Source organism: Heliomicrobium modesticaldum Ice1 (assembly GCF_000019165.1).
GTDB lineage: Bacteria > Bacillota > Desulfitobacteriia > Heliobacteriales > Heliobacteriaceae > Heliomicrobium > Heliomicrobium modesticaldum.
This window is the reverse complement of record NC_010337.2, coordinates 2744578-2770647: the sequence shown is the minus strand read 5'-3', so window position 1 is coordinate 2770647 and position 26070 is coordinate 2744578. Positions and strand designations below refer to the sequence as shown.

The following is a 26070-nucleotide window of genomic DNA, read 5'->3' as shown; positions in this document are numbered from 1 at the left end:
CATACTCAACGCTGTTGTTCGGGCGGACTGCCGGCTATCCTTCGGGTACAAGGGTAGGCGCCGTTGAATCGAAACATATTAAGTCGCTGAGGGGGCGCTCATGGATCATACATGGATTCGCCGCGTGCGGGAGGAAAAGGGCTTGTCGCTGCAGGAGGTATCCCGGCTTTCGGGGGTTTCTGTATCATACCTGAGCGAGATTGAACGGGGCACCAAACAACCGGCGCCTCGGATCATAGATAAAATTTCCACTGCCCTTGGCTTGAAGCGGGAAGAAGGTAATCCGGAAGGGGGGGAGATCGGTCTCGGCCAAAAACTGCGGCTGCTCCGGGAGGAGCGCGGGCTTGCGTTGCAGGAACTGGCCAGGCTGGCCGGCATCTCTATAGAGACATTGCGAGCGATCGAAGCGGAGGAGGTCCGCCCCAGCGTCGACACCTTGCGGACCTTGGCCGATCACCTGAACGTGTCTATTCCGCAGTTGATGGGATCGCTCACCGTCATCGCCACCCGCCTGCGCAGCATTCGGGAACAGTTGGGATTGACCCAGGCCGAGGTAGCAGAGCGGGCTGGCGTATCGCCCGGTCTGATCGGTCAGATCGAGCAGGGAAAGGTGCAGCCTTCACTGCGCACGATCGAACGGGTGGCCGAGGCGGTCGGTGTGACGCCCTGCTACTTCCTGGTGCCCCAGCCTTCATTGGAGAACCTGCTGCCGGTGTTGGGCGACGACTTGATCCGGTTGCTGGGGGAACCGCCGATTCAACAGACGTTGCGCATGATTTACGATCTTAATGAAGCAGAACTGCGCTTTCTCTTCGGCGTTGTCCGGTTGATCAAGCAGACCGGCCTGGTCGGAAGTCGACGAATGCTCAACGAGGAAGCTTGTCTCTCATCTATCGAGGAAGAAGGGATTGAAGCATGAAGAGGCGCCCATTGGGCCGGCTTGGCTGGCCTGTATCCTTCATCGGTTTCGGTGGCATCGCCATCCAACGGCTCGACGACGAGGCGGCAGCTGCCGTCGTCCGCGCCGCCTTGGCCACCGGCGTTAACTTTATCGATTCCGCTCGCGGCTACAGTGACAGCGAGGTGAAGATCGGCAAGGGGATCCGAGGCATCGACCGCGCTTCTTTTTTCCTGGCCACAAAGAGCATGGCCCGAACGGCAGAAGGGCTGCTGGCCGACATCGAAAAAAGCCGGTCCAATTTCGGCGTCGAGACGATCGACCTCTACCAACTGCACAATGTCAAAGATGACGCCTCTCTGGAACAGGTGCTCGGACCGGGCGGGGCGCTGGAAGGCGCCGAAGAGGCTCGCCGGCGCGGCTGGATCAAGGAAATCGGCATCACCGGCCACGTGACGTCGGTGCTGGAAAAAGCCATCGCCACCGGTCACTTCGCCACCTGTCAGTTCCCTTACAACATCATCGAAACCCGGGTCGAGGAGCGGCTGCTGCCGGCCTGCGCGGAACAGGAACTGGGCATCATCGTCATGAAACCCCTGGCTGGCGGCGCGCTAGGCCCTGAATGGGCGGAGCAATCGCTGCGCTTTTTCCTCGACAAGCCCGTGTCGGTCATCATCCCCGGCATGGATTCCCTCGACCAGGTTAAGGCCAACTGCCGCGTCGGCCGCGATGGACAGCCGCTGACGGCGGAAGAGACGGCCCAGGTGCGAGAGGCGCTCCGCTCTTTGGGCGAGCGTTTTTGCCGGCGCTGCGAATACTGTATGCCCTGTCCCCACGGCGTCAACATCCCCCTCGCTTTTCTCCTCCACGGCTACTGGTCCCGCTATAACCTGCAGGGGTGGGCGCAGGAGCGCTACGGCGCCATGGCCATCAAAGCCGACGCCTGCCGGGAGTGCGGTGTCTGTGAAACCCGTTGCCCTTATGACCTGCCCATCCGCGAGATGCTCAAAGAGGCCCACGCCAATCTGGATGTTCCTGGCGTAAAGCAGGAAAAATAGGATCGATTGTCGAAAGATTTGCACTAGAGAAGACGAGAACTGAGGAAGACGACAAAAAACGAGAAAGGTGGTATCTTCCATGTTCAAGTGTGGCCTATGCGGCTATATCCATGAAGGGGAGGCGGCGCCGGAGCAGTGTCCCAAATGCGGGGCCCCCAAGGAAAAGTTTGCCGCCCTGTCGGAAGAAGCGGCCGATCTGATCGAGCGCTCCCGGATTACCAACGACATCCACATCCAACTCTTGAGCCTGCTGGAAAACATCCAGTTCCTCGCTGAGGAAGGCCGCGAGGAAGACCTGGATCCCGGTTGCAACAAACTCTTCGATCGGCTTCGCCAGTTTGCGGTCGAGTACCGCCAGTCGATCAAGGCAGAACTGCAAGGGCATATGAATAAGGGCAAGTGGGGTTAAAGGGCGAAACGATTGAGTGACGCCGGCCCCTGCTTCTGGAATCATTATGATCGGCGAAAAAAAGCTGATTAGCGAAGAACCCGATCAGTGATGAAGATGATGAGTGGAGAACCCTTCCAACGCTTTTATCCATAAAACGGAAATAGCGCACGGGAGGGTTCTTTTTTTACATAACTTATTTTCGCTGAGGGAAGCTAGAGCATGAGGTGAGCATATCAATGAGCCACAAAAAAGAGAATGACGACCTGCGCACCCATCGCCAGATCGATCGCCTGCAGTGGGAGACAGCCAAGGAAATGGGCGCCAACGAGCCGCTGGACAACAATGTGGAACTGGGCATGGCTCGCGACGGCCTCGAAACCTATGTGCGCCAGCAGATGGTGGAAACAGCGGAGCGGGCTCTGGCGGAGGAAGGGGAGCGCAAAGCGGCGCTCAACGAGAAGGACAAAAAGGACTAGTCATCCGGCCTGGCATAGGCCGGCAGTCTGACGGAAACGCTACAGTGTAGCAGAAGGGAGGAGGAATAGGCGATGGTTGATATCGAAGGCTTTCGGGAACGACTGGCTCAGCGCATCGAAGAGGGGAAACAGCACGGGATCTCTGATGAGGTCATGCGAGAGGGCATCGTCAACCTGGGCGATATTGCCGTCCATTTTTTCAAGGCCGACAAGCCTGAAGAAAAGCTGATGAAGGAACTCTGGGAAGTGAGCACGGAAGACGAAAAAAAAGTGCTGGCCAACATCCTGCTCCGCTACGGGAAACAGGCCCTACACTGATCCCTGGAGGGTTCCTGCCCGGCGATATCCTGCCGGAATGACAGACAAGCCGCCGTTTCGGCGGCTTGTCTGTTTTTAACTCTAGCGAGGGGGGTGAGGCGGCAAGGCGCTGATTTAGTGAAGCCTTTCTCCGCTCTTTGCGTTGCAGGTGGGACATCCGCAGCGATGGCCCTGTCCGGTGACGGATGCGCCGGCTCCCCTTTGTCCGTCCGCCTTTTGGGGGGCTGCTGTCGAGGCGATTTGATCGGCGTCGACAATCTCCACCCGGTCTAGGGTGTCTTTGACACGGGCCTTGATGGCATCTACATATTCACGGCGCACACGGGCCTGCTCCGCCTTTTCTTCCTCTGTCAGACCCTCTGGAGTGCGGCTCTTGCGCGACAGGTAGTTGATCCGATCGATGAGTTCCTTGGTAATAGACATCGCGATCCTCCTTCTCATGAAACACCGCAACGCCGTAGGCGTGCATCTTGATGAACGTCTATATCTTAGCATGTCCCGGTAAAAGATGCATTTTTTCTCTTTCAGTCAAGAGGCTGATAGAAAAAGGACCAACAGCAGGTTGGCGTCACCCGAATGAGTGAAAGCGGCGGGCATTATCGCCGCCGCTTTTCCGGATCATTGGGGTGGGTTGATGCCGCGGGAATGATAGATCCAGTTACTCCCGTTGTTGTTGTCCCAGTTGTTGGCTGAATCCTTGAAGCAGAAACGAAGTTCGTCCTGTTCCATGTTGATGGTGCACTGCCAACCGTGGCAGGTGCGCTCCATCCGGTGGTCATAGGTGTTTTTCCAGTCATGACCATAGCCGGCATGGAGGTAAACCTGCTGGGCGCCTGACCTGCTCAGGATTCCGTCATAGACAATCGTCACATCCCGCCCATCTCCCAAGAGGGGACGGATTTTTACCGGTTGCTCGCCCACCCTCGCCGCGCCGGTGGTCTCATATCCCTGACCATAGGCCTGCTGTTGCCCCAACATGTAAAGCGACCTCCCTTTTCCTGTTTGCCTAGGATCTATCGATAGTATGGTTCCAAAGACCGATCCTTCAAGCCGTAAAAATCTGGTGGGGGAGGAAAAGGCGGCAATTCCCGGACGATCCCCTGCTTTTTCAACAGCGTCGGATATGGTAAACTAAGAATCTGAAAATTACCTTTTCTGGACGATTCACCGGAGGTGGCTCAGGCTGGACAAGCATGCGCACATCCTGGCAACCCTCGCCGACATGTATCCCGACGCCCGTTGCGCCCTCAATTTCCGCAACCCCTTTGAATTGCTGATCGCCACCATGCTGGCCGCCCAAGCGACGGACAAGTCCGTCAACCGTGTCACCCCTGCCCTATTCGCCAAAGCGCCTACGCCGGAGGCGATGCTCCTGCTGACGCAGGAAGAACTGGAGGACCTGATCAAGAGCATCGGCCTTTACCGGAACAAGGGCCGCAACATCCTGGCGGCCTGTCGCATCTTGGTGGAAAAACATGGCGGACAGGTCCCCGGCTATCGGGAGGGATTGGAAAAACTCCCTGGGGTGGGCAGGAAGACGGCCAATGTGGTGCTGGCCGAAGCTTTTCAGGAGCCGGCCATCGCCGTGGACACCCATGTCTTCCGCGTCTCCAATCGTCTCGGACTGGCGCAAGCCAAAGACGTGGTCAAAACGGAACAAGATCTGATGAACAACATTCCCCGGGACCTTTGGGCCAAGGCCCACCACTGGCTGATCTTTCACGGACGTCAGGTTTGTCATGCCCGCAAACCGGCTTGCGGGGTCTGCCGGTTGGCTGAATGCTGCCGAGAATATACAGGTTTGAAACGAGAGACAGGGGAGGAGACTGAATGAAAATCCTCACAACGATGCCCTTTCCCGAATGGCACCGCGAACGTCTGGAAAGAACATACCCGGGTATACTGTGGCGGATTTGCCGTTCCACCGGCGAGGCGCTGGAATTCCTGCCGGGCGCTGATATCCTCGTCACCTACGGTGACGGCTTGACAGCAGAGGTGTTGCGGCGGGCGTCCAAACTGCGGTGGATTCAATCCTTTGCCGGCGGCCTGGAGCACATCCCTTTCGATGTGCTGAGAGAACGGGAGATCACGCTGACGAGCGCCAAGGGCGTCCATGCCGTCCAGGCAGCAGAACACACCTTGGGTGTTATGCTGGCTTTTGTCCGTCAGTTGCCTTTCTTCGTCCGCATGCAGGAGCAGGCCCGTTGGGAGGATCATGTCAAGCTCGATGAGATCCACCAAAAGACGGTCTGCATCGTCGGGCTCGGCGCGATGGGCATGGAGATCGCCCATCGCGCCCTCGCCTTCGGGATGCGTGTCACGGGGGTGAACAGCGATGGTCGGACTGTGGCGGAGGTCCATAAGACCTACCCTCGCGACCAGATCGATCTGGCCATCGCCGAGGCCGATTTTGTCGTTCTGGCGATGCCCCTGACGGCGGCGTCGGAACGGCGCTTCGGCACCCGTGAGTTTTCCCTGATGAAACGGTCGGCCTTTTTGATCAACATCGCCCGGGGCAAGGTGATCGATGAACCGGCCCTGGTGCGGGCGCTGCAAGAGGGACAGATCGCCGGCGCAGCCCTCGATGTTTTTGTCGAGGAACCCCTTCCCGCCGAAAGCCCCTTGTGGAAGATGCCCAATGTGATCATCACGCCCCATGTGGCCGGTCGCTCGCCTCGCTACCTCGACCGGGCGCTGGAGATCTTTGAAACGAACCTGGAAGCCTTCTTGGCGGAAAAACCGCTGCCCCTTAACGTGGTCGATCTGGAGAAAGGGTATTGATATTGAGCAGGCGAAGGGCGTTCAGGATGACCACCAGCGCGGCGCCGGTGTCGCTTAAGACGGCCAGCCAGAGGTTGAGCCAGTTGGGGAGGATCAAGAGCAAGGCAACAGCCTTGACGACGAGGGCGAAGATGATGTTCTGCCGGATGATGGACAAGGCTGAGCGACCGAGACGGATGGCGAAGGGAAGCTGTTCCAGCCTGCCGCTGGCGAGGATCACGTCGGCTGTCTCCATGGCCATGTCCGATCCGTAACCGCCCATGGCTACGCCGAGGTGGGCCGCCGTCAGCGCCGGCGCGTCGTTGATCCCGTCGCCGACCATGGCGACGCGGCGCTCGGGGCGCATCAATGCCTGTACGGTCTCCGCCTTTTCCGCCGGCAGCAGTTCGGCGTGCACCTCGTCGATAGACAGTTCGGCGGCGATGCGGCGGGCCGTGTGGCTGTTATCGCCGGTGAGCATGGCGATATGGCTGACGCCAGCCGCTTTCAGGCGGGCCAAGACGCGGCCGCTTTCCGGCCGGCAAGCGTCGGAGAGGGCGAAGAGGGCCAGCGGTCGCCTATCATCGGAAAGCAGGCTGACCGTATAGCCATCGCGCTGCCATGTGTCGATCTGCGCGAGAAGGTTTTCCGGAAGGGCTGATGCGACTGGGCTGCGCCCGGGCGACGTGAGGGCATAAGGGACACCGCCGATGACGGCGGACACACCGGCGCCCGGCAGGGTGGCATAGCCTTTCAGTTCCGATAGGTCGCCATGGGCGGTTGCCGGAAGGCGTTCCTCGGCAAAGCGGACGATGGCTGCCGCCAGCGGGTGCGATGACCGTCGCTCCAGGCGCCAGGCGATGGAGAGCAGCGCCTGGTCATCATGTTGATCCGGTGGCGCCACGTTGAGGAAATGGGCCACTGCCGGCCGGCCTACAGTCAGGGTGCCCGTCTTGTCAAAGGCGATGGTGTTGATCCGGCCCAGTTCCTCCAAGTGGGCGCCACCTTTGATCAGTACGCCTTGCTTGGCGCCGTTGCCGATGGCGGCGACGATAGCCACGGGCGTTGAGATGACCAGTGCGCAGGGGCAGGATACGACGAGCAGTTCCAGGGCGCGGTAGAACCACTCCTCCCAAGGGGCGCCGAAAAGGGGCGGCACGACGGCCACGAGAGCGGCTAAGACGATCACGGTAGGCGTGTAGACGGCGGCAAAACGGTCGACGAACTGCTGTGCGGGGGCGCGGCGCGACTGGGCCTCTTCGACGAGGCGGATGATGCGGGCGACGGCGCTGTCTGAAGCCGGACGGGTGACCAGGATCTCCAGGAGCCCGTTTTCGTTGACCGTGCCGGCGAAGACGCCGTCGCCGGGCTCTTTTTCCACCGGCGTCGATTCGCCGGTCACCGGCGCCTGGTTGACCGATGAGACGCCACGCAGGACTTGCCCGTCGAGGGGGATCCGATCGCCGGGGCGGACGATGATCATATCGCCGGGGATGATCTGTTCCACTGGTTCGGTGGATTCGACGCCATTGCGGGAGACGGTGGCGACGGCTGGCGTCAGAGAAAGGAGCGAGCGGATGGAGCGACGCGTTTTGTCCAGCGTCGACGCCTGCAGGACCGCCCCTAGGCTGAAAAGGAAGACGACAGCCGCCGCCTCAGACCATTCCTGGATAGCGATGGCGCCGGCTACAGCCAGGAGCATCAGCACGTTCATGTCCAAGGTCAACGCCTTCAGGGCTGTCCAAGCGGCGCGGGCGATGGGCCAGCCTCCGGCGACGATGGCGAAGGCGTAGGCAAGCGGGGAGAGGGCTGTCGCCGCCGTCTGGTCGAGGAGGAGACCCAGCGCCAAGCCAAGCCCGGAGAGGACCGGTCTGGCCGCGCGGAGGTTCAGGCGGCGCCATCGGGGTTCCTTGCCCGCCATCGTTCCTGTCTCTTGCGCTGCCCTCGATCCGCCGGCGCCTTCAGGCAGCCGCAGGCGGTAACCGAGGCTGGAGACGACCGAGGTAATGGTCGGTAGCGAGAAAGCCGGTTCGATGGGCGAAAGGGTCAGCGCGCCGGCGCCGAAATCGATGCGGACCCAACGCACACCAGCTTGTTGAGAGAGGATCTTTTCCACTTTGGCGGCGCAGTCGGCGCAGTCGAGGCCGTCGATATAATAGCGGAGGACGGGATCTGCCGTGACTGCAGCCGCTGTTGTCGCGGCTTCTGCAAAAGCGCCTGTCACCGCTGCCGGCGCGCCTGTGCCGGATACGACGGCAATGGCGTCAACAGATTTAGCTGTTCCGGCATTCTCTGCTGCGGCGCTGCAGGAGCAGGCGCAATTGCCGTTGCATGATGTTGTCATGGGAAGACCTTCTTTCATGTAACATATGAATATCTACTCATATGTTACTGCGAAGAAAGGCCGGCGGTCAATGGTTTTTTTCGATGGACAAACCCAGCTCCGCCAGCGCTGCTTCGGTGACTCGCCAGGGGTGGCGGGGCAGCTTTGCTTCGGCGAAAAGGGGAATCAATTCCTGCGGTCGAACCGGTTCCGGCTCCGGCAACAAACCGGCCGTATAAGCCAGAAATCCGATCACTTTTTCCGGCGCAATTCCCTGTTCCTGCAGGGCGGATATGGCTGTGCCTCCGTGCCGTTTGGACAGGCGGGCGCCGTCGGGGCCGAGGACGAGCGGAACATGGCAAAAGTGCGGGACCGGCATGTCCAGGGCGTGATAGAGCAGGATCTGGCGGGGCGTTGAAGCGAGTAGGTCGTCGCCGCGCAGCACATGGGTGACGCCCATGAGGGCGTCATCGACGACGACGGCCAGCTGGTAGGCGGTGACGCCGTCGGCGCGGCGGACGACGAAATCGCCGACAGCCTGGCGCACGTTCTGAGAGATGGGACCGGCCACAGCGTCGACGAAAGACAGGCTGCCCTCGGGGACCTGGAACCGGTAGGCGCATTGACCTTTTTGACGCAGCTTCGCCTCCCAGGCCGCCGGGGTCAGGTTGCGGCAGATCCCCGGGTAGGGGGGGCCTTCTTCGTTCTGACCGTGAGGGGCGCGGGCCAGTTCGGCCAGGTCCTTGCGACTGCAAGCGCAAGGAAAAATGCGGCCGGAGCGACGGAAGAGATCAACAGCCGCATCGTAAAAAGCCTGCCGCCGGCTTTGTTCATAGGGGCCGCAGGGACCGCCCACATCGGGGCCTTCGTCCCAGTCGAGACCGAGCCAGCGCAGATCGGCGAGGATCTGGCGGGCGTAGGCTGCGACGGAGCGGGCAGGGTCGAGGTCCTCCAGGCGCAGGATGAAGCGCCCGCCAAGCCGTCGGATCTGCAGCCAGGCGAGCAGCGCCGTTCTGGCGTTGCCCAGGTGCAGTTGCCCTGTCGGGCTTGGCGCGTAGCGACCGGCCGGGAGGTCGGAAATTGGTCGGTAGAGGGGCAGATGCATGGAAAAAGCCTCCGAAAAAGAAGTACAATAGCCGTATCAGGAGCGAGGCAGGAGGCGAGGAAGGTTGCGGCAGGTCGATTCCGGTGGAATCACCGTGCTCTATGCTAACGATCCGGCAGAACTGCCGCCGGAGGTGCAGCTGTTCGTCAGACCGAATCTCCGGGGCAACCGCTTGTTGTCCAATCATGGCTCAATGCTGGCCTTGACAATTTCCTCTCTCGAAAAAAACGACGAGGCTTTGCCGGTGCTGATCGCCTGGGATGAGGAGCGGCTCATCGTCTACTCTAGCGCCAACCTGTCTGTGCTTGAGCGGTGCCTGTCCGCGGCGGACACAGGGGAGTTTCGACCTGCGCACCGCATTGTTTTCTTCCTGCTCTCGGAACTGTTCGACCAGAACCTGCAGGCTTACGGGAGTATTGAAGGGGAGTTGGATCGGCTGGAAGAAAGCATCGCCCTGCAGGAAAAGCCCGTCCCCAGCGACCGTCTCTTCAGCTTGCGCAGGCGCCTGTTGTCTTTACATCAGGACACCTTCGCCAAGCGGCGGCTGATCAACAAGCTGATAGAGCACCTGCACCTGCAAGGCGCGAGCGGTTCCGAGATGATCCGAGAACTTGAGGTGCTCATAGAAGATCTTAACGAACTGTCCTTTGAGATTCAAGGGCTGCGCGAGGCCTTGCAGGGTCTGATGGAACTCCGCCTATCTCTCCAAGGCCAGCGGGCCAATCAGATCATGCAGAAATTGACTGTCGTGACCTCCATTTTTTTGCCGCTCACCTTTATCGTCGGTGTCTATGGCATGAATTTCGAGGTCATGCCGGAGTTGCACTGGCCATACGGCTACTATGCTGTCATGGTCGCCATGGCTGTGATCGCAGGAACCCTTCTGGTATACTTCCGTCGCAGAGGCTGGTTTTGAGACAACTGTCGTCGCTGTCTGTCCGGGACAACGGGTGCGGCTTTACAAGCCCTTGCCTGCCTGTAGCGCAGCAGCGGCGACGCTGCCCTGGCTGTCGGTAAGGCGCAGCACGCCCCCAACAGCCGTTTGCTTGATACGGTCACTGACACCGGCCTCCTCAGCGGCTGCCAGCAGCCGCCGGAGCGGCTCGTCGACCGGTTCCTGTGAGAGAATTAACAGCAGCAAAAGCCCCACCAGGAAGACGACCAGCCAGAATCCCCAGGTGATGAGCATCATCGATCCATTCCTTTCCGGAGGAAATGCCGTCCCCGTCATTTTCGCCCTATCGGCGCAGGCCTATCCCGGGTGGCACCGGCCTGTGGGCGAGAAAGGCGGCCCGGATTTCCGGTTGCTGTAGGCATGAACCGTTGACACTCTCCGCGAGGGCCCGTATAATACCCATAGGGGGTATGTGTCAATGGTGACGATTGATTACAGCATCTGTGACCGGATGAAAGGCTGCCCGCCTGCGCGGCGTTGCCCGGTGCAGGCGATCATCCCCGTCGGCGGGGAAGGGTTCTTTCGCCGCAAGGTGGAGCGCTGGGAGATCGACGAGAGCAAATGCACGGGATGCGGTATCTGCATCCGTCTTTGCCCGCAGAACGCGATCAGCAAAAAACCGAAAAAGTAACAAAGTCAGCATCATTTCAAAGCCAATTCACTAAGATCTCTATGAAAAAAAGGCGGCGTCGCAAAAAGGACACCGTCTTTTCTCGTTGTTATCCCTTTTATATCGGCGCCATGATGATCAGGTGCCCTCTTCCTCATCGTCTTCATCGTTGTCGGCCTCGTTGGCCCTGTCCTTTGCGATCGCCTCGCGTAGACCGTCTTCAGACTCACGTAGTCTATTTTGCCGTTGCCCAGCAGGGGCAGGCTGTCGAGGTGGCAGAGGCGGGCCGGAACGAGCAAGGGAGAATGGCCTGAGGCGGCGATAAAATCACGGAGCGCCTGCCGGGAAGCCTTTTTCACTGTGGTAAAGAGGATCACCTGCTCGCCCTTTTTGCCGCCCGATACGTTGACGGCGGCCATCTCCGTCGACGCAAAACAGCGGGTGGCCAGTTCCTCGATCAGGTTCAGGGAAATCATCTCGCCGCCGAGCTTGGCGAAGCGCTTGAGCCGCGAGAGGATGGTGATGAATCCGCGGGCGTCTTCTTCGACCAGATCGCCGCAGTCATACCACTCGCCGGCGGGGACGAAGCCTTTGCCGTGGATCAAGTAGCCTTCCATGATGTTAGGTCCTCGGACGAAAAGGTTGCCGCCCCGTTCAATCCCGTCCACCGGTTCGATGCGGTGTGTTACATCGGGAAAGATGCGCCCTACAGTGCCCGCCTTGTAGCAGAGGGGGGAGTTGATGGCCAGGAAGGGCGAAGCCTCTGTGCAACCGTAGCCTTCCAGGGAGCGCAGGCCGAACTTGTCCAGCCAGAGCCGGCGCGTCTCCTCCTTCAGTCTTTCGCCGCCCGTGATGACGTAGCGGATTGAGTAAAAGTCGTAGGGGTGGGCGTGCTTGCCATAGCCTTGCAGGAAGGTGCCCGTTCCGAAGATGATCGTGGCGTTGCGGTCATAGGCGATCTCGGGGATGATCTTGTAGTGAAGCGGTGTAGGATAGAGAAAGACTTCAAAGCCGCAGAGGAGGGGGATGAAGACGCCCTGGAGGCCGAAGCTGTGGAACATGGGCAAGGCGTTGAGCAGTTTGTCCTTTGCTGTCAGGGCGATGACGGTGCAGGCCTGCATCACATTGGCCTGGATGTTGTCGTGGCGGAGGATGACGCCCTTCGGTTTGCCTTCACTTCCCGAGGTGAAGAGGATGAGCCGTTCCCGACCAGGCCTGGTCCGGCGCTTGAGGGCCAGGTTGAAGAGCGCCTTCAGTTTTCCGAAGGATGATACCTCTTCACGCACATCCTCCAGGTAGAGGATGCGCGCCTTTTCGGCAGCTTTCTCTACGTGGGTCCCCAGGCCCGCTTTTTCAATGAACTGGCGGGAGGTGATCACTGTCTTCAGCTCTGCCGTCTCGCAACTGTCGAGGATTCCCTGGGGGCCGCTTGTGAAGTTTAAGATGGCCGGGGTGATGTTGATGCGAAAGAGGGCGAAGAGGGTGACCACATGAGCGGCGGCGTTGGGCAGCATGACGCCGACACGCTCCTCGCCGGCGAGCCGCCGCTGGAGAGGCTCGCTCAGGGCGTAGATCGCCAGGAGCAGTTTGCGGTAGGTCAACTTCTGGTTGATATCCTCGATGGTCTCCTTGTTCAATCCGAACAGTTGCGCCGCCTCGAGCAGCTCGTTGAAGAGATTGATCCCCGGGTGGTAGCGGCTGCGAAAGAGCGCCCGTTCGAGGGCTTTCAGGATCCGGTCGCTGCCGGAGGATTTTTGGTCTTTTTGATTTTGCCCCATCGCCGTGCAGAGGGAGAAGGGCTCATCGACATATATGGTGATCGGCGGGAACCAGCGTTGCGGCATCGTGCCTTCCAGACGGGAAAAGCGCGAGTGCTGGAGGCCGTCGATGCCGACAGGGTAAACAGGCACGCCTGTCTTCTGGGCGATGAAGGCGATCCCGTCATAAATCTTCATGATGCCGGTGGTCGTCGTGATCCGCCCCTCGGGGAAGAGGACGACAGGCATGCCGCCCTTGATGGCGGAGATGATGTCTCGGATGGAATAGGGGTTTAGGGGGTCCATGGGGATATGCCTGCGAAAGCGGAGCGCGAAGGAGAGCTTGGCGGCGATTTCGGTATTGACGACGAAGACGATGTCTTCCGGCAGGAACAAGCTTAAGATGAGCACGCTGAGAGAAGAGACGTGGTTGGGCATGACGATGAGCGGCCCGTCGTTCCGGAGGCGTTCAAAGTGCATCAGCCGCAAGGGAAAGAGGCGTGACAATAAAAAGCGCAGGATTGGAATGAGCAGTTTCAGGCGGCTCCCTCCTCTTTTACAGTATTAAGTCAGTATAACAAAAGATTATAGTGTCGGACTAGAGTGTTTGTTGGCAAAAAAACCGCCGCCACTTGATCCTGGCGGCGGTTGGGCGTCATCCTTTCCTTTGCGGGAGGAGTCTGGCAACCGGTTCCCCTTTATCGGCTCTGGCGCTTATGCCAGGCCTTATGATCAGACTTGGAACCGTTCCACTGCCTTGCGAAGATTCTCAGCCATCTGCAACAGGCTTTGGCTCGAAGCCGAGATCTGTTCCATCGACGCGCTCTGTTCCTCTGTGGCAGCTGAGACCGATTGGGACTGTCCGGCGATCTCCTTGCTGATGGCGTCTGCTTTTTGCATCATGGCGGCGACCTGCTTGCTGCCGGCGGCCAGTTGTTCTACAGCCGCCGTGATCTCCTTCACCTGGGCGGCTACCAGGACAATCCGATCGGAGATGGTCATAAAGGCTTCTCCTGCCCGATGAACGACCTGGGCGCCTTCAGTGACCTCCCGAGAGCCGTCGTTCATCGATTTGACGGCGGCATCGATCTCCCGGCGGATCTCTTCGATGAGGACGGCGATTTGGCTGGCTGAATCCTGGGACTGTTCCGCCAATTTGCGGACTTCTTCGGCGACGACGGCGAAGCCGCGGCCCTGCTCGCCGGCACGGGCGGCTTCGATGGCGGCGTTTAAAGCCAGCAGGTTTGTCTGACCGGCGATGCCGGCGATCAGGTCGACGATCTGACCGATGGCCTGAGAGCGTTCGTCCAGGTTGGCAATGACCCGGGCCAGGCCGGTGACCGTCGCTTCGATGCGGTTCATCTGCGTCGTGGCGGCGTCGATGGCCCTCCGGCCCTCTATGGCGGCCTGGGAAGTTTCTCCGGTCAAGGCAGACACCTCTTGGCTGATGCTGACCGCCTTGTCGGTGCGCGCGCTGATCTGCTCCATCACGGAGGCCGTTTCTGTCATCGCCTGCAGTTGCGCGTTATTTCCTTCGGCAACGGAGGTGATCGCCTCGGCTACCTGGGTCGAGGCTTGGGCCGATTGCTCCGCCGCGTCAGACAACTGTGACGATGATTCGGCCAGGTCGGCCGAAGATGTCTTGATCTTGCCGATCAGCTCCTTCAGGTTGCTTTGCATCCGGTTCATGGCGGTGGCCAACTGGCCAAACTCGTCATCAGAATGGATGTCAATGGCGGCGCGCAGGTCGCCGGCGGCGAACTTGTCTGCCCCGGCCACCATCTGTTCGATGGGGCGGCGGATCATGCGGGGGAACAGGTAAAAAGAAGCTCCGCCAACGATGACGGCGACCAACGCCAGGATGATGGAGATGGTTTCCATACGGTTCGCGTCTGTCTTTGTGCTCGTCATGCTCTGATTGAAGAGATCCTGATTAAACTGGACGAGTTCGTCAAGGCTTGCCATTATCTGGGTAGCCTCCGGCACCAGCCTTTTGGCGATGGTCTGAGAACGATCATGATGAGCCCGGTACCCTTCGATGTCACCGCGGCTGAGGGCGGCGTGCTCCTCATAGACAGAGGGCATCAGTTCGTTGAGCACGCCGCTGCGCCAGTTGGTCGTGGCGGACTTCAGCTGGGCTACTTTTTCTTTTCGTTCCACCAAAGCCAACTCGTGGAGTGTATCCTCCATAGCGAGAACTGTGGCGATCTTCTGTTCATACTGGGTGCGGTACTTCGGGTCGCCATAGGTCATGTAACCGCGCACATCGGCCACAGCGCCGTGGTATTCGGCCTTGATGGTCAGGATGAGGATAAGCCGCTCGTTAGAGATGGTCATCTCATCGAGATGGCTGGAAGACGATTGGTTCGAGTAGTAGGCGCTTCCGCTCAGGAGCAGCACGAGAGCCAGCATGATGGCGAAGCCGAGGCTGATCTTTTTGCCGACAGTGAGGTTCATTCATAAAAAACTCCCTTCTTTGTGGATCGACCTTTCCCCTTTTCTTGGGAAAAAAGTTGCAGCACCAGCGGTATGACAAAGATAAATCATCTATCTTTTCGACAAAGACAGTGCTATTCCTCCGGGGATATGCCTGAAAGATAAAGGAAAATGAAAGAAAAGCAAAAGAAACAAGCCCCTCCCGATTTCAAAAGCCGGAGGGGGCCTGTTTCCGCCCTGTTCAGAAGATTCCTCGTCTAAAGCTGCACTGAACGTTCCTCAGTGAAACGAAAGGTCAATCCCCTGTTCTCCCGCCGGCGCCAGCCGGATGGCGCAACCTTTTAACTCGGGGATGCGGCAGATGGGATCGGTGGCATCGTTGGTGAGGCGGTTGGTGGGCGTCTCGGCGTAGTGAAAGGTCATGAAGACGACGCCCGGCGGAACGCCCTCGGTCAGTCGGATCGATGTGACCAACCGTCCTCGACGCGATTCAACGAAGGCGCGGTCGCCGTCGCTCAGGCCGAAGCGCGAAGCGTCGTCGGGATGGACCATCGCTTTCTCCTCCGGCGCCATTGCCGAGAGCTTGGAAGAACGGCGGGACATGCTGCCCGTGTGGTACTGGTAGAGGATGCGGCCCGTCGTCAGGAGCAGGGGGTAGTCGCGGTCAGGCAGTTCGTCGGCCTCCAGGTGTTCGACGCGGTGGAACCTGCCCTTGCCGCGGGTGAAGCGCCCCTCATGGAGAAAAGGCGTCCCGGGGTGTTCCCTGTGCGGACAGGGCCATTGCAACCCCGCTTTTTCCAAGCGTTCGTGGCGGATGCCGCCGTAGAGGGGAGTGCAACCGGCGATCTCCTCCATGATTTCTTTCGGGTGATCATACCGCCAGGGCAGCCCCATGCGATTCGCCAGCGCGGTGACGATCTCCCAGTCGGAGCGGGCCTTACCGGGCGGTTCGACGGCCTTGCGGATCAACTGCACCCGCCGTTCTGTGTTGGTGAAAGTCCCGTCTTTTTCGGCGAAGCAAGCCGCCGGCAGGACTACGTGGGCCAGCCGGGCTGTCTCGGTGAGAAAGATGTCCTGGACGACGAGGAAGTCGAGCCGCCGCAGCGCCGCTTCCACATTCCTGCTGTCCGGGTCGGCGAGGATGGGGTTTTCGCCCATGATGAAGAGCCCGCGGATGTCACCATCGTGGATGCCGTGCAAGACCTCGGGTACGGTCTTGCCCACCCAGTCGGGCAGCGACGCCACACCCCAGAAGGATGCGAAAAAGCGGCGCTCCTCCGCTTCCAGGATGTGGCGATAGCCGGGGTAGTAGTTGGGGAGGGCGGCCATGTCACAGGCACCCTGCACGTTGTTCTGGCCGCGCAAGGGATTGACGCCCGTCCCTTCGCGGCCTAAATGACCGCAAAGGACCGATAAGTTGGCTACAGCAAAAACGTTATTCGTCCCTGAGGTGTGCTGGGTGATGCCCATGGCGTAGACAATGGAGCCACGCTCAGCCTGGGCGTAGAGACGAGCCGCTTCGGTGAGGTCCTCAGCGGGGACGCCGGTCAGTCTCTCCACCCGCGCTGGTGTGTAATCCCTCAGCCCTTCGCGCCATTCATCAAAGCCCTCGGTGCGGGCGGCTACGAAGTCCCGGTTCCACCAGCCTTCACGAAGGATCACATGGGCCATGCCGTTCAAGAGGGCCGTGTTCGTGCCGGGCCGGAGGCGGAGCCAGAGGTGGGCCTCTTTGACCAGGTCGATTCGGCGCGGGTCGATGACGATCAACTTGGCCCCTTTTTTCGCTGCCTCGCGCAGCCGGTAGCCGGTGACAGGCTGCGTTTCCGTCACATTGGCTCCGATGATCAGGATGACGTCAGCCAAGGGCAGTTCATTGAGGCTGTTGGTCATGGCGCCGCTGCCGAAGGCTGTCGCCAGACCGGCCACGGTCGAGGCGTGGCAGAGACGGGCGCAGTGGTCTACATGATTGGACCGGAGGGCGACGCGCATGAACTTTTGAAAGAGGTAGTTCTCCTCATTGGTGCACTTAGCTGAACTGAACCCCGCCAGGGCATGGCCGCCGTATTGGCTGAGGAGCGACTGAAACTGCCGGCTGACCAGATCAAGCGCCTCTTCCCATGTGGCCGGTTCGAGACGGTCGCCGCGCCGGATCAGCGGTTCCGTGAGGCGGTCCGGGTGGTGGATGAACTCCCAACCGAACTGGCCTTTTACACAGAGTTGTCCCCCGTTGGAACCCGATTTGTCCCTGCCGACGCCGACCACTTTTCCTTGATGGACCTTCAATTGAAGTTGGCAACCGACGCCACAGTAAGGGCAGGTCGTCCGGACGCCCTGTGCGTCGGCGGGGATTTTCGGCTTGGCGATCTTGAAGGCCACCGGCCCTTTGCGGGGAACGACTGGCCTTTTTTTGAGCGAAGCAGAAGGCGAGGTTTCGAGCAGCGCTGCCGTCGGGCAGACGTTCAGGCAGATGCCGCAGTGGTCACAGGCGGCGTTCTCTGAGGCAGTTTCAGCGGTTTCTCCGAAAACGCTTCCCCTTGCCTGGAGGGAGGTCAGAGCGGTCGAAGGGCAGAGGCGCTCGCAGGAACCGCAGCCGGTGCATTTTTGCTCATCCCGCTGAATGAAGGGGTTGCCCCCTTTCAGCGGAAGGAGCGGCACATCCACCGCCGGGTAGAGCGGCAGAGAGGGGTGTTCCGGCAGTAAGGCCAGTTCCCCGGCGAATTCGACATGGTAATCTTGGGCGTAACGGCGGAGCGCACAAATGTCCTCTTTGGCGCATTCTGCGCATTCGATCCGGTGATCTTGGAGGATGCGCAACAGGTTGGCCCGGCGCTTGTCACGGGCGGCGGGGCTTTCGACGCGCACCGCCAGTCCGTCCTGAAGCGGTAAGGCGCAGGCTTTGACCAACCGTCCTGTCTGTTCCTCTTCAACGACACAGAGTCCGCACCCGCCTTCTCGATGCAGGCTGTCTTCGTGACAGAGGTGGGGGATGGGAATGCCCACCTCCTGGGCCAGTTCAAAGAGGGTCATTCCCTGCCTGCCCTGCAGTGGTTGTCCATCGATCACGACGCGCAACAAGGAATCCGCCTTCAACATCTGTGCCGCCTCCCGGGAACATCCGCTTTTTCTCTAGCATGATCCCGAGAGGACAAAAAATACCCCTACCAGGATGATCAGAAAAGACAGCCCCCGTGAGAGGGTCTGCCGCGTCATCAAGCGCAGCTTGAAGCCGAGCGAGAGGGCGCTCAGACAGAGGAAGATCAGCTTGTCTGTCACCAGGGTCGCCAGGGCCATCTTGACCGCTTCCTAAAAAGGAGGCGTTGGTCGAAAGCCGTCGATAGCGTACAATGGGAGGGAATCACGCAAGGAAGGTGACAACACATCATGGAACAACAAGCATACATCCCTCCAAAAGCCTCGATCGCGCCCAGCATGCAGGAAGCCCTGCTGGCCTGGGAGGCATTCGGTTTCTTTCGCCCCATGTTGGAGGATGAGACCATCGGGCTGGCTCGCCAGTTGTGTCAGGTTTTATACGGGCTCCCCCGTTGCGAGGCAGGGAAGGCCTCGGCTCAGAGCCTCTACTGGAACCTCTTTGAACGGCTCGTCGGTTACAGCGAGTTGAGCCGGTCGCCGGTGGTCGGCGATGCCTGGCAGAATTATTTCCTCGATCGCATGCTTTCGGTGGAAACCAGCTTTTCCAAGAAGGCTCAGTACGGCGATGCCGGTCTGGGCGCTGCGATGCGGGAGGGACTTGCCCTCGAATTGGCCAACCTGCAAACCCTCTTCCGGCTGTCGGCCGACTGGTGGCAGGCCCAGGCGCAGGCTGCCTGCCCTTGTCCCGCACCAGTCTGGAAGGAGGTGCGTCCCCTCGCCGAAGAGACGGACTCGTTGCTGCAAAAGGCGCGGTGGGAGATGAAAAAGGCCTTCGCCTGTTGCTCTGACTGGCGCGAGATGGCGCCTGAGCTTGCACGGTATCACCACCGGTTCGGTTCCGGTTGCTTCGCCCAATTTCTCGCCTTTCGCTGGGAGGGGCAGCTGACCGGCGTCACCCGGCCCGATCCCATCCGTCTCGAGGAACTGGTCGGCTACGGGCGCCAGCGGGCAGAGGTGATCGAGAACACGGAGCGGCTGCTGGCCGGATACCGGGCGAACAACGTCCTGCTCTATGGTGATCGCGGCACCGGCAAGTCATCGACCGTCAAAGCGCTGATCCACCGATTCGGCGATCAGGGCTTGCGCCTGCTAGAGGTCCCCAAAAGCCGACTGGCTGATTTCCCTGTCATCGTCGACATGCTCAAGGAACGCCCTCAGAAGTTCATCCTCTTCATCGACGACCTGTCTTTTGAGGAGGGGGAGGATTCCTATAAGGAATTGAAAGCAGTCTTGGAGGGGGGTATCGCCGTGCGCCCCGACAATGTGGCCATCTACGCCACCTCTAACCGCCGCCACCTGATCCGGGAGGTGGTGGCCGACCGCCAGCCCCATTGCACCGACGATGGGGAACTGCGCCCCGGCGACACTTACCAGGAGAAGATGTCGCTGGCCGATCGCTTCGGGATCACGGTCACCTTTTTAGCGCCGGGGCAGGAGGCCTACCTGGAGATCGTGGAAACGCTGGCCCGGCAGCAGGGGATCGAGATGGATTCAGAAGAACTGCGCCGGCTGGCCTTGCGCTGGGAGATGCGCCACAACGGTCGTTCCGGCCGGACGGCGCGGCAGTTCATTGATTCACTGGCGCAAGAGAAAAAGTAAAGAGAACTTGGCCATGGGGTTGTAAATCAGCAATACAGGATAAGGCCCCCTTCTTTTCGGCAGACTAGCCGGAAGGAGGGGGGTTAACAGGGATGGTTGACGGTGCGACCTTCGTCACTGGGGAGAACCACCTGGTCACTGTGGTCTTAGACAGTGAGCGGCAAGAGCAGGCCAAGGGGCTGCTGGTGGCCTACGGGGGGGATGTAGACGCTTGAAGAAGCGCTGCTATTGATCCTGTCACCACAGATACGCGCGGCGGATATGCGCTTGCAACGAGGAGGATTGACCATATGGATCGCTGGCTGGGTTGGCCTGTCGACCGGATCCTGATCCTGTTTACGTCTATCGCCTTCGCCATGGTTGCCGTCCAGGTGACCTTGTTTCACTATCGGCAGAATTTTCGCCACTATGCCATGTGGGGCCCGGTCATCGGCTTGCCTGTAGCCGCCCTGATCGGCCTGGCGCTGACCATCCGCGACGCCCCTGTCTGGCGCTGGCTCTTTTTCTTCGCTCTCATCGCCGAGTTGTCCAGCGGATTGGCGGGCTTCTACTACCACGCCAAGGGGATCGGACAGCGCGTCGGCGGTTGGGCTGTCAACAATGTCATGGTGGGACCGCCGCCGGTGCTGCCGATCATGGTGTCAGCTCTGTCGCTGCTGGGGCTGCTCGCCCTGTACCTGTAAGGAGGGCGCGCCATGACGGTGAAAACGATCTATCCCGATTATGACGTGATGCGGGAGAGCCCCCACTGGGACGAGAATACACGCGTTCTTGTCGAAAAAAGGCTGCAGCCGTCGGCGGTGCCTCGTGTCTTTACCCCCCTTGAATTCTCTATTCTGAAGGCGGTCATCGGACGGCTCGTCGATGAGGGCGATGAAAACCTGCTTGCCCGGGTGGCGGGGCAGTTGGATTGTCACTTGGCCGAAAAACAGGGTCAAGGGTATCATCCCGTCACCCAGCCGCCGGAGGAACAACTGCTCCGCGGCGGTCTGGCCTGGCTGGACGCCACGGCCTTGCAGCTGTATCAGCGTTCATTCCTGCAGTTGGCGCCTTGGGAGATGGACGATATCCTCGGCAAGGCCCAGCGGGGAGAAGTGACCTGGACAGGCTTGTCGTCGAAAGATTTTTTTAAAAAAATGCTCCGCACGGCCATCGACTTCTTTTACTCTCAGCCGGAGATCTGGTCCGAGATCGGCTATGGCGGTCCGGCTTATCCGCGAGGCTACTATCGGATCGAATACGGCCTGAAAGACCCTTGGGAACCGCGGCTTGACCCGGCGCGGGTGGAGGAGCGGGCCAAGGCAAGGGGCCAGGCCCGGTGCGGAGGGTTGACCGATGAACGATGAAAGAGATTTGGCCTGGAAGTGGCTCGAAGAAGAGGTGGACGCCGTCATCGTCGGGGCGGGCGCCACCGGTGCTGTGGTGGCCCGCGAGTTGGGTCAGGCGGGATTGCGCGTCGTCCTCATCGAAGCGGGGCCTTACTGGGAAGTGAGCCGCGACTTCGTCAGTGATGAGCTGTATATGCGGCGGACTGCCTGGCGCTACAAGCGGCTGACTGCCGGGACGAACCCGCCTGAACTGGGCCACAACACCTCTGGTTCCGGCGTCGGCGGCGGCACGATCCACTTTACCGCTGTCGTGCCTCGCTTCTTCCCTTCCGATTTTCACACCCGCTCCGCCGACGGGGTGGGGGAGGACTGGCCCATCTCTTATGACGATCTGGCGCCCTACTACAGCAAGCTGGAAGCAGAGATCCCCGTGTCCGGCCCGAAGCACTACCCCTGGGGGGCCTTTCATGGCCCTTATCCTTACCCGGAGCGGGAGCCCATCGCAAGCACCCACCAGGTCCTGCGCATCGGCTGCGAAAAACTGGGCGTCCGCAGTTCCGTCGCTCCTTTGGCCATCCTGTCGGCGCCCTACCGGGGCCGTCCGCCCTGCATCAACCGGGGCTTCTGCGCCCAGGGCTGCCTGCCCAACTCCAAGTTCTCCACCCTGATCCACCATATCCCTCAAGCCCTCGACGCCGGGGTGGAACTGCGCCACGGCTGCATGGTCAGCCGGGTGCTCTGCCGCAGCGATGACCGGGTCGAAGGGGTCACTTTTCTCTTCAATGGCCAGGAATACCGGCAGCGGGCGCGGGCGGTCATCCTCTGCGCCTCCGCCATCGAGACGCCCAGGCTGCTGTTGCTGTCGGCCGACGCCCGCCACCCGCAGGGCCTCGCCAACAGCAGCGGCATGGTGGGCAAGTGTTTCATGCTTCATTCCGGTCATGAGATCATGGCGAGATTTTCCGAGGAGATCCTCCCTTACAAAGGAACGCCCGTCTTGGCGTTGACGCAGGAATTTTACGAAACACCGGCCGACGGCTCGCGGGCGCGCGGCTTTTCCATTCTCGCCCACGGTTCCCGGCCGTTGGCCTTCATGAACATCGTCGCCAAAGCATCCGAGTTGTGGGGGAAAAACCTGCGCCAGATCGGCCGAGACTACAATTACTTCGCCCGGCTGTCCATCGTCGGGGAGACCCTGCCCAGCGAAGGCAACACCATTACTTTGTCCGCTCAGAAAGACGAGGTCGGCCTCCCGGCGCCGCAGGTGACCTTCACCTTCGGCGACAATGATCACAAGGTGATCGCCGCCGGCGTAAAGATGTGCAAAGACATCCTCGAAGCGGCCGGGGGTAAGGTGGAGTTTGTGGCGCCCGATACGTCCCACATGCTCGGTGGTTGCCGGATGGGCGACGACCCGCAGCGCTCCGTCGTCGACAAGTGGGGCCGCGCCCATGATCACCCCAACCTGTTCATCGCGGATACATCGCTTTTCGTCACCTCCGGCGCTTCCAACCCGACCCTTACGGCCATGTCCTTGGCCTGGCGGACAGCGGATGCGATCAAAGAGGCTTTTCGGCAAAGGGAACTGTAAAAGGCGCTCGAAAGAGCACAACGGCGGAGACCTCGATTTCCCGGGGAAGGGAAGACGAGGTCTCTTCGTTTATGCCGGACAGAAGAAACGGACCAATCAGTTGCGAATGGAATATCATGGAACCGAATAGAAAGGAGTGATCTTGCTTTGATCGTCTACTATGTTCGACCGGGCGACACCATGACCGCCATCGCCCAGAGGTATGGCGTGGCATTGGAGCAGTTGCTGGCTGCCAACCGGTTGCCCAACCCGGATGTTTTGCAGGTGGGGCAGGCGATTGCAATCCCCGTGCCGGCATCACCGGGAGGACTTTGTCCAACCCTGTCTCTCGGCGCACGGGGCGCGTCGGTGAGACGGTTGCAGCAGTTGCTGGCCAGAAGCGGTTTGAACCCGGGACCTATCGACGGGATCTTTGGGACTGCAACGCGAAATGCCGTCATCGGCCTGCAGCGCCGCCAGAACAGGGAGCCAACCGGTATCGTCGAAAGATCCGAATGGCAGGCGCTCGGCATCAACTGCGCCCGTCCGCCCGTACCGCCTTTTCCACGGCAACCGGGACAGCGTCCGCCCGTGACGCCGCAGCCGCCCCGCCGTCCGGCGCCGTCGGTTCCTCCCGTGCCGCCCTCGACGTCTCCTGCGCCGCGTCCGACGCCGGCAGGTCCGACCTGTCCCGAACTGGGGCGAGGCAGCACCGGCGAGGCCGTCCGGCGTCTGCAGCGCTTGCTCGATGCAGCGCAGTATCTGGTCACCGTGACCGGCGTCTATGATCAAGCGACCGAGAATGCGGTGAGAACCTTCCAGTCCGAGGTCGGGATCAATCCGACAGGACGGGCCAACCTGGAGACGTGGCTTTCCCTGGGGGAATCCTGCGGCGATCTGCCTCGTCCGCCGCGCCACCGCATCACCCGCGTGATCGACAACATCCGCTACACCCTGTACACAAACAAAGCCGTTTATCGACCGGGAGAGCCTGTCTTGATCACCTTCCTTAAGACCAATGTAAGCACAGAGCCGATCACCCTCAATTACCCCTCGTCCCAGCGGTATGATCTGTCCATCGACCTGGGATTGAGCGGCATCGAAGTCTGGCGCTGGTCCCGCGGTCGTTCCTTCAATCCCGTTGCCGAGACCATCGTCTTGCAGCCGGCTGAGTATCAAGCCTTCCAGGAAACATGGAACCAGTCGAGCAACACAGGTCAGGATATTCGTTATCCTGGGCGCTATATACTCGCCGCCACCAATCTGGGCACTCGACAGGGTGTCAGCGTGGAGATCGAACTGCAGCCGGCAGTCAGCGCTGCGGAAGCGGAACGATAAGCCACGGAAGCCGGGGCAAGAGGATTGTGAGGACAGAGCCAATCTGCGATTTGCCGCAATTTGCCGCGATCTGCCTTGGCTCTGCCTTTTTTTTGGGGGGAGCCGCGCTTTTTTTCGGCGGCGATGAATAGGGGGAAAAAGCTTAACAGGGAAGATCATGAAACCATAAGAAATGTTAATCTGCCGTCATCGTCGTTTAACAAAAAGTTGCTAATGTAGTAATCGATAACCAATAAGGAGGTCATAAAATGAACAAGGCGACAAAAAACATGATCGCCGCCGTCATCGGGACGGCCATGCTGTTGACATCCCTATCCCCCGCCCTTGCCGCCGGCGCCTCGACCAGTCAAGGCAAAGCGAAGAACGTCATCTTCATGCTGAGTGACGGCAACTCGATCGGCGGTACGACCCTGACCCGCTGGTACAACATCGCCAAAAGCAAGGACCCGCAATTTCGTCTTGCTATCGATGATCCCGCCTTTACACTGGCCTTGCAGCGCACCTTTGGCGCCAACTCGATCATCACCGACTCAGCGCCTGCCGGAACCGCTTACTCGACGGGATTCAAGAGCGACAGCGGATACATATCAGTCCTTCCCGACAAGATCAACATTCCCGGCGCCAAGGAATACAGCGGCAGCGAGCCCTTCAAGCCTGTCGCCACTGTCTTGGAGGGGGCCAAGCTGATGGGCAAGGCCACCGGCATTGTCTCTACCTCCCAGATCCAGCATGCATCTCCGGCGGCCACATCGGCCCACTGGTATAAGCGTTCCAATTACGAGGAGATCGCCAAACAGCAGGTCTACCAGGACATAGACGTCGTCCTCGGCGGCGGCGCCGGCTACCTTGGGCAAAAGCGCGCCGACGGCCAGGACCTGATCAAGGTGATCAAGCAACGCGGCTACGACTATGTGACCGACACCGGCAAGTTGAAGGCCTCTAAGGCGGAAAAGATCTGGGGCATGTTCGCCGATGTCTCCCTGGATCGCGACATCGACCGCAACCCGGCGCAACAACCGAGCCTGGCTGAGATGACCCAAGCAGCCATCGAGAGGCTCAGCAAAGACAAAGATGGCTTCTTTCTCTTCGTTGAAGGCAGCGAAGTGGACTGGTCTGCCCACGCCAACGACCCTGTCGGCCTGATCAGCGAAATCAACGCCTTTGACCGCGCCGTCAAAGTGGCCCTCGATTTTGCGAAAAAGGACAAGAACACCCTGCTGATCGTCACCACCGACCACGGCAATGGTGGCATCACCATCGGCAACAGCCTCTCCGACGAATCCTACGATACAATGCCCCTCGAGACGGTGATGGCGCCGTTGCTCAAGGTGAACCGTACCTCCGATTCCATCGTCCGTGAACTGCCGAAAGACGCCACAGACGAACAGATCAAAGAAGCCATCGCCAAGTATTACAGCATCACCGATATGACTGACGAGGAACTTGCAGAGGCGAAAAAATGGCTAGCCAAAGACAGTGATCGCGACTACGGCATCGGCAGGATTTTGAGCAAGCGCGCCCGCATCGGCTGGACCACCCACGGCCATACCGGCGAGGATGTCCTCGTATTCAGTTACGGTCCCCACAGTCTCTCGGGACTGCTGGACAACACCGATGCTGCCCGCGTGATGGCCAAAGCGATGGGCTTTGATCTCGCCGATGTAAACAGGAAGTTGATGGTTAACGCCAAAGAGGCCTTTGCCAAACTGGGTGCCAAGTGCAACATCGACGCCACCGACGCCAAAAACCCTGTTGTTGTCGTTGAAAAGGACAACGTCAAAGCCAAGCTGCCCATCAGCACCGACATCATCATCATCAACGATAAGGCGGACACCATGACCGGTCTGACTGTCCGCGGCAAAGAAGACGCCTCCGTTTACGTGCCCCAGGAGGCCGTCGACCGGTTTGCGGCGGCTCTGAAGGCGTCCAAGAAATAGATATTCTGAAAGAATGGGTAAGATCGCTGTTCGCGAAGAGACCCGCGCTGTAGGCGCGGGT

Annotated in this window: 25 protein-coding genes; 16 read left to right on the top strand and 9 right to left on the bottom strand. The window is 60.1% G+C overall.

What is annotated here, in order from left to right; all coding sequences use genetic code 11:
• The first annotated feature begins 100 nt into the window (after positions 1–100).
• The 5 genes from HM1_RS12730 (at position 101) to HM1_RS12710 (ending at position 3141) form a co-directional block, all read left to right on the top strand.
• Entirely contained in the window at positions 101–919 is an 819-nt protein-coding gene (locus HM1_RS12730) for a helix-turn-helix transcriptional regulator (protein WP_012283812.1), read from the top strand.
• Entirely contained in the window at positions 916–1956 is a 1041-nt protein-coding gene (locus HM1_RS12725; protein WP_012283811.1) for an aldo/keto reductase, read from the top strand. Before HM1_RS12730 ends, HM1_RS12725 begins: the two co-directional genes overlap by 4 nt.
• A 79-nt stretch (positions 1957–2035) precedes the next feature.
• Positions 2036–2365 (top strand): rubredoxin-like domain-containing protein, encoded by a 330-nt coding sequence (locus HM1_RS12720; RefSeq protein ID WP_041313944.1) that lies wholly within the window; start codon positions 2036–2038, stop codon positions 2363–2365.
• A 218-nt stretch (positions 2366–2583) separates the two neighbouring features.
• Positions 2584–2823 carry a hypothetical protein gene (locus HM1_RS12715; protein ID WP_012283809.1) on the top strand — a complete coding sequence of 80 codons (240 nt, stop codon included), beginning with the start codon at positions 2584–2586 and terminating at the stop codon, positions 2821–2823.
• A gap of 72 nt (positions 2824–2895) precedes the next feature.
• Positions 2896–3141: a DUF3243 family protein gene (locus HM1_RS12710; protein WP_012283808.1), complete on the top strand. Its 246-nt coding sequence runs from the start codon at positions 2896–2898 to the stop codon at positions 3139–3141.
• Positions 3142–3255: 114 nt separating this feature from the next.
• Here the strand turns inward: HM1_RS12710 and HM1_RS14930 are convergent, their stop codons facing one another.
• On the bottom strand, positions 3256–3564 hold the full coding sequence (locus HM1_RS14930; RefSeq protein WP_012283807.1) for a DUF896 domain-containing protein: 309 nt from the start codon (positions 3562–3564) through the stop codon (positions 3256–3258).
• Between the two features lie 195 nt (positions 3565–3759).
• Positions 3760–4119, bottom strand: coding sequence for a carbohydrate-binding protein (locus tag HM1_RS12700; protein WP_012283806.1), 360 nt, complete (start codon positions 4117–4119; stop codon positions 3760–3762).
• Between the two features lie 205 nt (positions 4120–4324).
• Here HM1_RS12700 and nth point away from each other — a divergent pair, with 205 nt between their 5' ends.
• Both nth and HM1_RS12690 read left to right on the top strand, forming a co-directional pair.
• Positions 4325–4975 (top strand): endonuclease III, encoded by a 651-nt coding sequence (nth, locus tag HM1_RS12695; protein ID WP_041313941.1) that lies wholly within the window; start codon positions 4325–4327, stop codon positions 4973–4975.
• Entirely contained in the window at positions 4972–5922 is a 951-nt protein-coding gene (locus tag HM1_RS12690) for a D-2-hydroxyacid dehydrogenase (RefSeq protein ID WP_012283804.1), read from the top strand. The genes nth and HM1_RS12690 overlap by 4 nt, the downstream gene beginning before the upstream one ends.
• Here the strand turns inward: HM1_RS12690 and HM1_RS12685 are convergent.
• Positions 5891–8245: a heavy metal translocating P-type ATPase gene (locus HM1_RS12685; RefSeq protein WP_012283803.1), complete on the bottom strand. Its 2355-nt coding sequence runs from the start codon at positions 8243–8245 to the stop codon at positions 5891–5893. The genes HM1_RS12690 and HM1_RS12685 overlap by 32 nt on opposite strands.
• Positions 8246–8312: 67 nt before the next feature.
• Positions 8313–9329 carry a tRNA glutamyl-Q(34) synthetase GluQRS gene (gene gluQRS / locus HM1_RS12680; protein ID WP_012283802.1) on the bottom strand — a complete coding sequence of 339 codons (1017 nt, stop codon included), beginning with the start codon at positions 9327–9329 and terminating at the stop codon, positions 8313–8315.
• Positions 9330–9393: 64 nt separating this feature from the next.
• On the opposite strand from gluQRS, the gene HM1_RS14790 reads away from it, so the two are divergent.
• Entirely contained in the window at positions 9394–10245 is an 852-nt protein-coding gene (locus tag HM1_RS14790; RefSeq protein WP_012283801.1) for a CorA family divalent cation transporter, read from the top strand.
• 42 nt (positions 10246–10287) lie between these two features.
• On the opposite strand, the gene HM1_RS12670 is transcribed toward HM1_RS14790, so the two are convergent.
• On the bottom strand, positions 10288–10521 hold the full coding sequence (locus tag HM1_RS12670) for a hypothetical protein (protein ID WP_012283800.1): 234 nt from the start codon (positions 10519–10521) through the stop codon (positions 10288–10290).
• A 181-nt stretch (positions 10522–10702) separates the two neighbouring features.
• Between HM1_RS12670 and HM1_RS12665 the strand changes: the two genes are divergently transcribed.
• Positions 10703–10915: an ATP-binding protein gene (locus HM1_RS12665; protein ID WP_012283799.1), complete on the top strand. Its 213-nt coding sequence runs from the start codon at positions 10703–10705 to the stop codon at positions 10913–10915.
• Positions 10916–10926: 11 nt separating this feature from the next.
• Here the strand turns inward: HM1_RS12665 and HM1_RS12660 are convergent, their stop codons facing one another.
• The 4 genes from HM1_RS12660 to HM1_RS15845 form a co-directional block, all read right to left on the bottom strand.
• The gene (locus tag HM1_RS12660) at positions 10927–13131 is read right to left on the bottom strand and encodes an AMP-binding protein (protein ID WP_049754183.1); all 2205 of its coding nucleotides are present in this window, start codon (positions 13129–13131) and stop codon (positions 10927–10929) included.
• A 252-nt stretch (positions 13132–13383) separates the two neighbouring features.
• Positions 13384–15108: a methyl-accepting chemotaxis protein gene (locus HM1_RS12655; protein WP_012283797.1), complete on the bottom strand. Its 1725-nt coding sequence runs from the start codon at positions 15106–15108 to the stop codon at positions 13384–13386.
• Between the two features lie 258 nt (positions 15109–15366).
• Complete coding sequence (fdhF, locus tag HM1_RS12650) at positions 15367–18180, bottom strand: formate dehydrogenase subunit alpha (RefSeq protein WP_012283796.1); 2814 nt, start codon at positions 18178–18180, stop codon at positions 15367–15369.
• A gap of 33 nt (positions 18181–18213) precedes the next feature.
• Positions 18214–18378 carry a hypothetical protein gene (locus tag HM1_RS15845; RefSeq protein ID WP_012283795.1) on the bottom strand — a complete coding sequence of 55 codons (165 nt, stop codon included), beginning with the start codon at positions 18376–18378 and terminating at the stop codon, positions 18214–18216.
• Between the two features lie 90 nt (positions 18379–18468).
• Here HM1_RS15845 and HM1_RS12645 point away from each other — a divergent pair, with 90 nt between their 5' ends.
• The 7 genes from HM1_RS12645 to HM1_RS12620 all read left to right on the top strand — a co-directional run bounded on the left by HM1_RS12645 (position 18469) and on the right by HM1_RS12620 (position 26009).
• On the top strand, positions 18469–19836 hold the full coding sequence (locus HM1_RS12645) for an ATP-binding protein (RefSeq protein ID WP_049754181.1): 1368 nt from the start codon (positions 18469–18471) through the stop codon (positions 19834–19836).
• 92 nt (positions 19837–19928) lie between these two features.
• Entirely contained in the window at positions 19929–20051 is a 123-nt protein-coding gene (locus tag HM1_RS16410; RefSeq protein ID WP_012283793.1) for a hypothetical protein, read from the top strand.
• Positions 20052–20126: 75 nt separating this feature from the next.
• Positions 20127–20519, top strand: a complete 393-nt coding sequence (locus HM1_RS12640) for a hypothetical protein (protein WP_012283792.1) — start codon at positions 20127–20129, stop codon at positions 20517–20519.
• A 12-nt stretch (positions 20520–20531) separates the two neighbouring features.
• On the top strand, positions 20532–21182 hold the full coding sequence (locus tag HM1_RS12635; protein ID WP_012283791.1) for a gluconate 2-dehydrogenase subunit 3 family protein: 651 nt from the start codon (positions 20532–20534) through the stop codon (positions 21180–21182).
• A complete protein-coding gene (locus HM1_RS12630) occupies positions 21172–22755 on the top strand; it encodes a GMC family oxidoreductase (RefSeq protein WP_012283790.1) in 1584 nt (527 codons plus the stop codon). Before HM1_RS12635 ends, HM1_RS12630 begins: the two co-directional genes overlap by 11 nt.
• A gap of 147 nt (positions 22756–22902) precedes the next feature.
• A complete protein-coding gene (locus tag HM1_RS14785; RefSeq protein WP_012283789.1) occupies positions 22903–24072 on the top strand; it encodes a peptidoglycan-binding protein in 1170 nt (389 codons plus the stop codon).
• Positions 24073–24320: 248 nt separating this feature from the next.
• Positions 24321–26009, top strand: a complete 1689-nt coding sequence (locus tag HM1_RS12620; RefSeq protein WP_012283788.1) for an alkaline phosphatase — start codon at positions 24321–24323, stop codon at positions 26007–26009.
• Positions 26010–26070: the final 61 nt, after the last annotated feature.